Source organism: Rhizobacter sp. OV335 (assembly GCF_900142965.1).
Taxonomy (GTDB): Bacteria; Pseudomonadota; Gammaproteobacteria; order Burkholderiales; family Burkholderiaceae_C; genus Rhizobacter.
Map to the genome: position 1 here is coordinate 1 of NZ_FRCQ01000059.1, position 9,728 is coordinate 9,728.

Here is a 9,728-nt window from a genome sequence, read left to right on the forward strand (position 1 = left end):
GGCGCGGGCGCTGCGGCCGGCGGAGCAACAGGCGCCATCGGCGCGGCGGGCGGCGGCACCGGCGTGCTCGCGGTGATCGTCGGCTGCACCGGCGGCGGCACCGCCACCTGCACCTCCGGCGGCGGAATGAACGGCGGCGGCGGCGCCTCCAGCTTCGGCGGCGGCGGCACCACCACCTCCGGCGGCGGCGGCGGCTTCTTGATCTCCTCGATCACCTTCGTCTCGATCGGCGCGCGAACCACGTCGACCACCTTCTTGGCCAGCCCGGTCAGCAGCGCATACACGATCGCCGCGTGAAACAAAATGACAAAGCCGATCCCGACGATGTGACGTCGGGGATCGCGTTGTCGCTGCGAAAAATTCATCGGTCGCGAACTCCTGTGCAGATGAGAGGGCCTGAGCGGCTTAGGCAAGCAGCGTGCCTGCACAAGTACATGGCACAAAACAACCCGTTAGGTACCAGTTTAGTACCAGTAATACCACTCGTCAATCTGGGCAAAACCCGAGGAAAAACCCGGAAAACCGCTTTCCTGACAACAGGTTACGTTTTCGGGTCACTTGCTGATGAGCCGCGTCGAACAGGCTCTGGTGCTGGCTTGGGGAGATTATCGAGGACGGAAAATACCACCGTCAGGCCAGAAGAATTCACGGGGTTTTCGATTGTTTCCCCGAACAAAGCACCGTGTTGGGTCACGACGCTCTGATTCAGGCCGCCTGGAGTTCCTGGCGCATCGCATCGATGACCGCCCGGTAGTCGGGGTGGCCGAAGATCGCGCTGCCGGCGACGAAGGTGTCGGCCCCGGCTTCGGCGACGCGGCGGATGTTGTCGATCTTGATGCCGCCGTCGACCTCGAGCCGGATGTCGCGCCCGCTCGCGTCGATCAGGCGGCGCGCCTGCTCGATCTTCTTCAGCGCCATCGGGATGAAGCTCTGGCCGCCGAAGCCCGGGTTCACGCTCATGATCAGCACCTGGTCGATCTTGTCGATCACGTACTCGAGCACCGACAACGGCATCGCCGGGTTGAACACCAGGCCGGCCTTGCAGCCCTCGGCCTGGATCAGCTGGATCGTGCGGTCGACATGCGTGCTGGCGTCGGGGTGGAAGGTGACGGTGGTGGCACCGGCCTTGCAGAAGGCCAGCGCGAGCGGGTCGACCGGCTGCACCATCAGGTGCACGTCGAGCGGCACCGGGCTGCCGTCGGGCCGCACCGCGTGCTTTCGGACGGCCTCGCAGATCATCGGTCCGAAGGTCAGGTTCGGCACGTAATGGTTGTCCATCACGTCGAAGTGGATCCAGTCGGCGCCGGCGGCGATGACGTTGCGCACCTCCTCGCCGAGGCGGGCCAGGTCGGCCGACAGGATGCTGGGGGCGATGCGGTAGGTGGTCATGCGGTGCGGCTGCGAGACGGCCGGCAGGTGTCGCGGAAGGCCCGGATTTTAGGCGGGCCGCGAAGCTGCCATGGAGCGGCTCCTAGAATGGCCCATGGCCCATCCTGAATTCACCTGCTCGGTCGCCGTGCGTCACCTGCCCGAGCAATCGAACCCCGCCACCGGCCACTACGCCTTCGCCTACACGATCACGATCCGCAACAGCGGCGACATCCCGGCGCAGCTGATCGCGCGGCACTGGCTGATCACCGACGGCCAGGGGCGCGTCGAAGAGGTGCGCGGCCTGGGTGTCGTCGGCCAGCAACCGCTGCTGCAGCCGGGCGACAGCCACGAATACACCAGCTGGACGCGGCTCGCCACGCCGCAAGGCAGCATGCGCGGCACCTTCTTCTGCATGACCGAAGACGCGACGCCCTTCGATGCCCCGGTGCCGGAGTTCAGCCTGTCGCTCGCGTCGACGCTGCACTGACGGTCGCCGCGATGTTCGGGCGGAAGAAGGCGTCATCCAGGACGCAAGGCAAGGCCCGGCCGGGCCCGTGGGACCTGAGTGCACTGCTGAACGCGGCCGATGCGTCGGCTTCGCTGCCCGAACGCCACCTGTGGCTGATCCGCCTGCTCGAATGGCTGCGGCATGCGACGCTGCCGGCCGACGGCCCGCCCGCGGCCGAGTCGGCCCCCGCCGCCACGCCGATGCCGCTGCTGCGCCTGCGCCACCTGCTGAACGTGCTGGAGCGCCACCCCGAGCACCAGGCCGAGATCGCGGCCCTGCTCGCGCGCTTCTGGCGCGAGGTCGACGTCGCGGCGCTGCTGGCCGATTTCGGCTTCTCGCCGCGCCGCGACCTGTCCGGTGAACTCGGCCAGCGGCTGCGCCTGCGGCTGCTGCCCGGCACGCCGGCCACCAGCGACCTGGCCGAGCTGTTCGGCCTGCTGTTCCCGCAGTCGAGCGACGCGCTGTGGATGGACGCGCTCGACGACCCGACGCTCGAACGCCTGACCGCGCTGCTCGCGCCGGCCGCCGCAGCGAGCGCCGGCGGCCCGAACTGGCGCGCGCCATTCCTCGATGCGATCACCTTCCTGGCGAGCGCGGTCCGCGCGACCGGCTTCTCGCCGACCGTGCGCCAGCGCATGAGCCCCGAGCTGCTGGTGTCGCAGCCGTTTCGCCAGCTTGCGCTGGTGGCCGAGCAGATCCGCGCGCATGCCGAGGGCGGCGACACGCCGGCCCTGCTGCGCGAGGCGCAGTACCTGCGCGCGCTGCTCGACACCTGCCGGCGCTGCGCCGACAGCGTGCACCTTCACCTCGAGGACCACGGCGTCTCGGTCGACGTGGTGTTCGCCGTCGAGCAGTTGCGCGAGCGCACCCAGCGCATCGAGGACCTGCTGATCTGCGTGCTGAGCCCGGAACCCGGGCGCGACATCACGCGGCTGACCGCCGCGCTGGTGCGCACCGCCGACGAGCGGCGCAGCATCCGCGCGCTGTTCGCGCGGCACTACTCGCTGCTCGCGCGCAAGGTGGCCGAGCGCAGCGCCGAGACCGGCGAGCACTACATCACCCGCGACCGCAGCGAGTACCGGCAGATGCTGCGCGCCGCGGCGGGTGGCGGTGCGGTGCTGGCCGGCACCACCTTCATGAAGTTCTTCGTGCTGGCGCTCGGGCTGTCGACCTTCTGGGCCGGCTTCTTCGCGGGCGTCAACTACGCCGGCAGCTTCGTGCTGATCCACCTGATGCACTGGACGGTGGCGACCAAGCAGCCGGCGATGACCGCGCCGGCGATGGCGGCCAAGCTCGACGACGTGTCGAACGACGCGGCGGTCGAGGGCTTCGTCGACGAGGTCGCGCACCTGATCCGCTCGCAGGCGGCGGGCATCCTCGGCAACCTGGCGCTGGTGATGCCGCTGGTGCTGACGGCGCAGTTCGCGTGGACGGCCGCGTTCGGCGCGCCGCTGATCGGCACGAAGGACGCGCAGCACGTGCTGGACACGCTGTCGCTGCTCGGCCCGACGCCGCTGTACGCGGCCTTCACCGGCGTGCTGCTGTTCCTCAGCTCGATCATCGCCGGCTGGGTCGAGAACTGGTTCGTCTGGCACCGGCTCGACAGCGCGATCGCGTGGAACCCGCGCATCGTCGCGCGGCTCGGCACGGCGCGCGCGCAGCGCTGGTCGATCTACTGGCGCAACAACATCTCGGGGCTGACCGCGAACATCTCGCTGGGCCTGATGCTGGGCCTGGTGCCGGCGGTCGCGAGCTTCTTCGCGCTGCCGATCGAGGTGCGGCACGTGACGCTGTCGACCGGCCAGCTCGCCGCGGCGGTCGGCGCGCTCGGCTTCGACATCCTGCACCAGGCGCCGTTCTGGTGGTGCCTGGCCGGCATCGCGCTGACCGGCGGGCTGAACCTCGCGGTGAGCTTCTTCCTCGCGTTCAAGGTGGCACTGCGCTCGCGCGGCATCCGCCTCACCGACCGCAGCCGCATCTACCGCGCGATCCGCCGGCGGCTGTGGCAGCGGCCGGGGTCGTTCATCGTGCCGCCGAGAGACTGAAACTCAGCGCGGCGTCACGACGAGGACGGCGTTCTCGTCGCTCAGCACCAGCCGAAGAGGCAGGCCGGGCAACACACCCAGGCCGAAGGGCCGGTTCAGCAGGCCGCGTTCGCCGAGCGCAACGGCCCGAGTGCTGCCGACCCCCGCCACGGTGCTGACCTCGCCTTGCGGCGTGATGCGCCGCACCACGCTGTTGTCGGTGTCCGCGACATACAGGGTGCCGTCGGCATCGAACGTCATCAAGGTCGGCCGGCGAAAGCGCGCCGCCGCCCCCCGCCCGTCGAGATGGCCCGGCACGCCGGGGCTGCCAGCGAAGGTCGTGACGACGCCGGCCGGCGTGATCTTGCGGATGCTGTGGTTGCCGCTGTCGGCGACGAACACGTTGCCCGCCGCGTCGACCGCCATACCGCCCGGCACCGTGAAGCGCGCCGCCGTGCCGATGCCGTCCGCACTGCCCTGGGCATCGAAGCGACCGACCCAGGTGGTGACGACGCCCTGCGGCGAAATGCGGCGCACCGCACCGCCCTGCAACACGAGCACGGAGCCGGCCGCATCGACCGCCGGCGCGCGCGGCTGGAAGAACGACGCCGCGGCACCCGTGCCGTCGGCACCACCCTGCACCGCGCGGCTGCCGGCCAGCGTCGACACCACGCCCTGCGGCGTGATCTTGCGGACCACCGACGACATCTGGTCGGTGACGTACAGGTTGCGCGCCGCATCGATCGCGACGGCGTTCGGCGCCTCGAAGCGCGCGACCGCCGCCGGACCGTCGACGAGCGCCGACTCCGCCGCACTGCCGGCCACGGTGGTCACCAGGCCGGCCGGCGAGACCTTGCGGATGCTGTGGTTCCAGAAGTCGGCGACGAAGACATTGCCATCGGGATCGACGGCCACGCCGGCGGGCGACTGGAAGCGCGCCGCGCCTGCCACGCCGTCCGCGGCACCGACCTGGGCTGGCTGCCCGAGCACGGCGACGATCGAACCGTTGGTGGCAACGCGGCTCAGCACCGCGTTGTTCCCGTCGGCTGCCAGCAGGTCGCCATTGCGCCGCTTGAGCAAGGCGCCGCCCGCCACCTGCAAGCCACCGGCTACGTCGAAGGCCGCGCCGCACAGCCACGCGGACGCGCCGAAGTTCGTCGAACCCGGCAGCTGCAATGCCGGCGGCGGCGCCAGCGTGGTCACCTGCCCATTCGCCAGGCGCCGCAGCGTGCCCGAGAACGTGTCGGTGAGAACCAGCGCGCCATTGGCGTCGTAGGCCAGCGCACAGATCAGGCCGCCGAAGCGTGCCTGGAGCGCCGGGCCGTCGCTGATCCCGCTCTCCCCCTCCATCGACCCGGCCACGGTGTCGACACGCCCTTCACGCGACAAGCGCCGCAGCGCGCTGCCGTCCCCGATCAACAGGGATCCGCCAGCGTCGATCGCCAGCGACTGCGGTCCGCGGAAGCGGGCGTCGCCGGCGGCGCCGTCGCTCGGAAGAGCGTTGCCCGGCTGGCCAGCCACGGTGGTGACCCGACCGCCCGGCGCAATCCTCCGGATCGCAGCATTGCCGTAGTCGGCGACGAGCACGCCTGCGTCCGCATCAACCGCGATGCCCAGCGGACTCGAGAAGCGGGCCTGCATGCCCTCTCCATCCACCCAGCCGACTTCGTCGAGGCGCGATCCGGCGATGGTGCGCAGCTCCCCGTTCGGCGAGAGCGCTCGCACGGCGTTGCAGTCGAGAAAGTACAGCGTGCCGTCGGCGCCTTCGGTCATCGCGCCCGGATAACACAGACGCGCGCGGCTGGCCGGGCCGTCGACGTAGCCGCTGCCACCGAGTCCTCCTGCCAGCAGTTCGACCCGCGACTGCGATTCGGCAGGTGGCGCGACGCCGATGCTGGCGGGAGCTGCGTCGTTGCCACCGCCCCCCATGCAAGCCGCAAGCGACCATGCCATCGCCATTGCGCACGGGACCGACAGCATCGAACCGCCCCTCATGGCTGACGCGGCGTGACGATCAACAGCGCGCCCTCGTCGAGCACCGCGAAGCGAAGGGCCACCCCGGGCAGCACCGCCAGCACCAGCGGGTTGTTCAAGCGCCCCCGTTCGCCGAGGACGACCGCACGCTGGTCGCCGTTGCCGCCGGCGACCGTGCTGACCATGCCCTGCGGCGTGACACGACGTACCGCGCTGTTGCCGACATCGGCGACATAGAGATTGCCGTCGGCACCGAGTGACAGACCGTAGGGTCGAAGAAAGCGTGCTGCCGCCCCGTCGCCGTCGACCTGGCCGCTGATGCCGGCACGGCCGGCCAGCGTGCTGACCGCCCCTGCGGCCGTCACCTTGCGAATCGTGTGATCTTCCAGATCGCTGAGGTACATGCCGCCGTCCGCGTCGACCGCCAGCCCGACCAGGCCATGCAGCACGCCGTCTTCGATGTCGCCGAACCAGGTGCTGACGCGACCGTCCGTTTCGATGCGGCGCACGGTGCCGCGGAAACGCTCGCTGAAGTAGACAACGCCCTGCCGGTCGACGACCACGCCCCACGGGGCCTCGAGCAATGCGCTGCCGGCATCGCCGTCGACATACCCGCCCTGTCCGACCTGGCCGGCCACGGTGCTGACGACACCGGCGGGCGTGATCTTGCGCACCACGTGGGCGTTTGCATCGGTGACGTACAGGTTGCGTGCCACGTCGATGGCGATGCCGGCCGGGTTGTAGAAGCGCGCCTCGATGCCGGTGCCGTCGCGTGTCTCGCTGAAGCCCAGTCCCTGCTCGCCTGCGGTACTGCCGGCCCAGGTGGTCACGGTCCCGTCCGGCGTGATCTTGCGGATGTTGTGGTTGTCCCAGTCGGCCACGAAGACGTTGCCGTCCGGATCGGCGACGACCGCTTGTGGCCCGTGGAATCGCGCCGCCGCCCCGGCACCGTCGACCGCGCCACGCTGCGCCGGCACGCCCAGCACGGTGCGCACGCTGCCGTCAGGCGACACGCGGCGCAGCGTCGCGTTGAACTGATCCGCGACCAGCGTGTCGCCGTTGTGCAGTGCCAGCAGCTTGTCCGGGCGATTGAAGCGCGCCGTCGACCCACGGCCGTCCGCTGTCCCGCTGCTCCAGGGCACACCGGCGAAGACGCTGACGCTGCCATTGGCCGCCACCTTGTCGATAACTTGGCCCAGGTTTTCGCTGATCAGCAGCTCGCCGGCGGTGTTGATTGCCAGGCCGCAGGTGTCGTAGAACTTGTCGGGCGGAGCCGTCTCATCTGACGGGAGCGGCGGCCAGGCGAAGGTCGTCACCCGGCCGTTGGCAACCTTGCGCACTGCACCGGCCAAGCTGTCGGTGACGAACAACGCGCCGTTCGCATCGAACGCCATCGCGCACAGGCTGTCGCCGAAGTACGCGTCGGCCAGCGCGCCGTCGCGCACGCCCGAGAAAACGGGGCTGCCGGCGAAAGTGCTCACCGTGCCATCGGAAGCCATGCGGCGCAGCAGGCCGGTGTCGCCGATCAGCAGGTTGCCACCAGCGTCGAACGCCAGGGCCTTCGGGCCGCGGAAGCGCGCCACGGAGCCCGCGCCGTCCACGACGGCCGCCTCGCCCGCCCGCCCGGCGACGGTGCTGACCACACCATCGGGAGTGACCTTGCGGATCGATGCGTTGGCACCGTCGGCGACGTACAGCGCACCGGCCGCGTCGAGAGCCAAGCCTTCCGGACGCCAGCCGAAGCGCGCCTGGTCCCCGCGGCCATCGGTGGCGCCGGGTTCGATGCGCCGCGAGCCTGCGATCGTGCGCAGGCCGCCGTCCGGCGACCACGCGCGCACGGCGTCACAGTCGATCAGGTAGACCGTGCCGTCGGCCCCCTCGGCCATAGCGCCCGGGTTGCACAGGCGCGCGGTGGCGGCCGGTCCGTCGGCGAACCCGGTGCCACCGAGCGCACCGGCCAGCAACGCCACGTTGGCCGAGGCTGGCTGCGTGCCGGGAGTGGCACCGCCGCCGCCGGTGCCGCCATCCGTGCGGCCCCCCCCACCGCCGCTGCCTCCGCAGGACGCCAAGGCCAACACCATCGCCAGTGCCGTCGTCGACAACGCCACACCACGCACCGCGGTGCGGCCGCTTCGAATTGCTTGCATGCTTCCCCTCCCGATGACCCCGCCACCCTCGGGTGGTCCTTCTTCATTCGTCCCGATCGCGCCGCTCGCCCTTCTTGCGCCCCGAGAACATCGTCCACCACACGATCAGCAGCAGCACCGCGAGCGCGCCCAGCGCTTCGAGGAGAATCAGACCCATGACGATGTTCCCTGGCCGCGGCCGCTGGTGGATGGCGGCGGCGATTCTAGGCTCGCTGGCCGGCTGCGCGAGCCTGCAATACCCCCCCGTGGCACCGGTTCCGCCGGAGCCGGCCGCCAATGCGCCGACCGCCACGCCGACACCTCCCCTCCTCCCCGGCGACAAGCCCGTGCTGACGCGCACGCGCAGCCGCTGGGTCGGCGCCGCGTGGACCGACCTGCCCGGCTGGGAGTTCGACAGCACCGCCGAGCTGTGGCCCGCGCTGCTGCGCAGTTGCGAGAAACCGGGCCCCGACTGGACGAAGCTGTGCGCCGACGCGCAGAAGCTCACGACCATCACCGACGGCAGCGTGCGCGTGTTCCTGCAGAACCGCGTGCAGCCGTGGCGCGTTGAAACGCTCGAGGGCGCGACCGACGGGCTGATGACCGGCTACTACGAGCCGCTGGTCGAAGCGAGCCGCGTGCCGCGCGGCGCGTTCCGCATCCCGCTGTATGCGCCGCCGGCCGACCTGGCGACGCGCAAGCCCTACTGGACGCGCCAGCAGCTCGACACCGTGCGCGCCGCGCAGGCCGCGCTGCGCGGCCGCGAGATCGCGTACATCGCCGACCCGCTGGATGCGCTGGTGCTGCAGATTCAGGGCTCGGGCCGGCTGCAGCTGACCGAGGCCGACGGCACGCGCAAGCTGCTGCGCGTCGCGTTCGCAGCGCACAACGACCAGCCGTACAAGTCGGTCGGGCGCTGGCTGATCGACCAGGGCGAGCTGACGCTGGAGCAGGCCTCGTGGCCGTCGATCAAGGCCTGGGCACGCAAGAACCCGAAGCGGCTCAACGAGATGCTGTGGGCGAATCCGCGGGTGATCTTCTTCCGCGAAGAGCCACTGCCGGATCCGCAACTGGGACCGAAGGGTGGCCAGGGCGTGCCACTGACGCCGGGGCGCTCGATCGCGGTCGACACGCAGAGCATCCCGTACGGCACACCGGTGTGGGTCGATGCGACCGAGCCGCTGAGCGCAACCCCGCTGCGGCGCGCGGTGATGGCGCAGGACACCGGGACCGCGATCACCGGTGCGGTGCGCGCCGACTACTTCTGGGGCTGGGGTGATGTGGCCGAGCAGCAGGCCGGGCGGATGAAGCAGCCGCTGCGTCTGTGGGTGTTGTGGCCGCGCTCTTGAAGTGATGTGGAACCCCGGATTGGCATCCGGGCTTGTATGTTCCGCCTGCACTCTCAGACGCAGCGGATGAGGGTGTCGGGATGGAGGGACGATCCGGGCTATCTGCCGTCAGCAGCGGACAGACCACCGTAGTGAGCTCCCCATTTCGTTTGCCTGAACGTCGATTAGGAATGCAGCCGCAGCAGCCCCGGCCGTGAGGCCGGGGGGATGCTGACGACCGATAGATGCAAGCCCACGCCAGCGCAAACGCCCACCCCGACCGATCCAGTCTAGCCGCTGCATGCACCGAGGTTCAAGCATGCAAGTTCCTGTCCTTGATCCGGCCGAGTCCTTCGGCGTGGACATCAGCAGCGCCCAGCTGGTGATCGCCTCGGCC

General features: G+C 70.4%; 6 protein-coding genes and 1 pseudogene. 3 read left to right on the forward strand and 4 right to left on the reverse strand.

Annotated features, from left to right (window positions below; all coding sequences use genetic code 11):
- Together BUE42_RS31110 and rpe are read right to left on the reverse strand one after the other, a co-directional pair.
- A pseudogene (locus tag BUE42_RS31110) lies at positions 1–284 on the reverse strand (energy transducer TonB); the annotation flags it as partial.
- A gap of 421 nt (positions 285–705) precedes the next feature.
- Positions 706–1,389, reverse strand: coding sequence for a ribulose-phosphate 3-epimerase (gene rpe / locus BUE42_RS31115; RefSeq protein ID WP_073469356.1), 684 nt, complete (start codon positions 1,387–1,389; stop codon positions 706–708).
- Between the two features lie 94 nt (positions 1,390–1,483).
- Between rpe and apaG the strand changes: the two genes are divergently transcribed.
- Together apaG and BUE42_RS31125 are read left to right on the forward strand one after the other, a co-directional pair.
- On the forward strand, positions 1,484–1,858 hold the full coding sequence (gene apaG / locus BUE42_RS31120) for a Co2+/Mg2+ efflux protein ApaG (protein WP_073469357.1): 375 nt from the start codon (positions 1,484–1,486) through the stop codon (positions 1,856–1,858).
- Positions 1,859–1,869: 11 nt separating this feature from the next.
- A complete protein-coding gene (locus BUE42_RS31125) occupies positions 1,870–3,924 on the forward strand; it encodes a site-specific recombinase (protein WP_073469359.1) in 2,055 nt (684 codons plus the stop codon).
- 3 nt (positions 3,925–3,927) lie between these two features.
- On the opposite strand, the gene BUE42_RS31130 is transcribed toward BUE42_RS31125, so the two are convergent.
- Both BUE42_RS31130 and BUE42_RS31135 read right to left on the reverse strand, forming a co-directional pair.
- Entirely contained in the window at positions 3,928–5,856 is a 1,929-nt protein-coding gene (locus tag BUE42_RS31130) for an NHL repeat-containing protein (protein ID WP_159445532.1), read from the reverse strand.
- A 38-nt stretch (positions 5,857–5,894) separates the two neighbouring features.
- The gene (locus tag BUE42_RS31135; RefSeq protein WP_143171876.1) at positions 5,895–8,024 is read right to left on the reverse strand and encodes an NHL repeat-containing protein; all 2,130 of its coding nucleotides are present in this window, start codon (positions 8,022–8,024) and stop codon (positions 5,895–5,897) included.
- A 155-nt stretch (positions 8,025–8,179) separates the two neighbouring features.
- Here BUE42_RS31135 and BUE42_RS31140 point away from each other — a divergent pair, with 155 nt between their 5' ends.
- Positions 8,180–9,352 carry a murein transglycosylase A gene (locus BUE42_RS31140; protein ID WP_083614827.1) on the forward strand — a complete coding sequence of 391 codons (1,173 nt, stop codon included), beginning with the start codon at positions 8,180–8,182 and terminating at the stop codon, positions 9,350–9,352.
- The last annotated feature ends 376 nt before the right edge of the window (positions 9,353–9,728 follow it).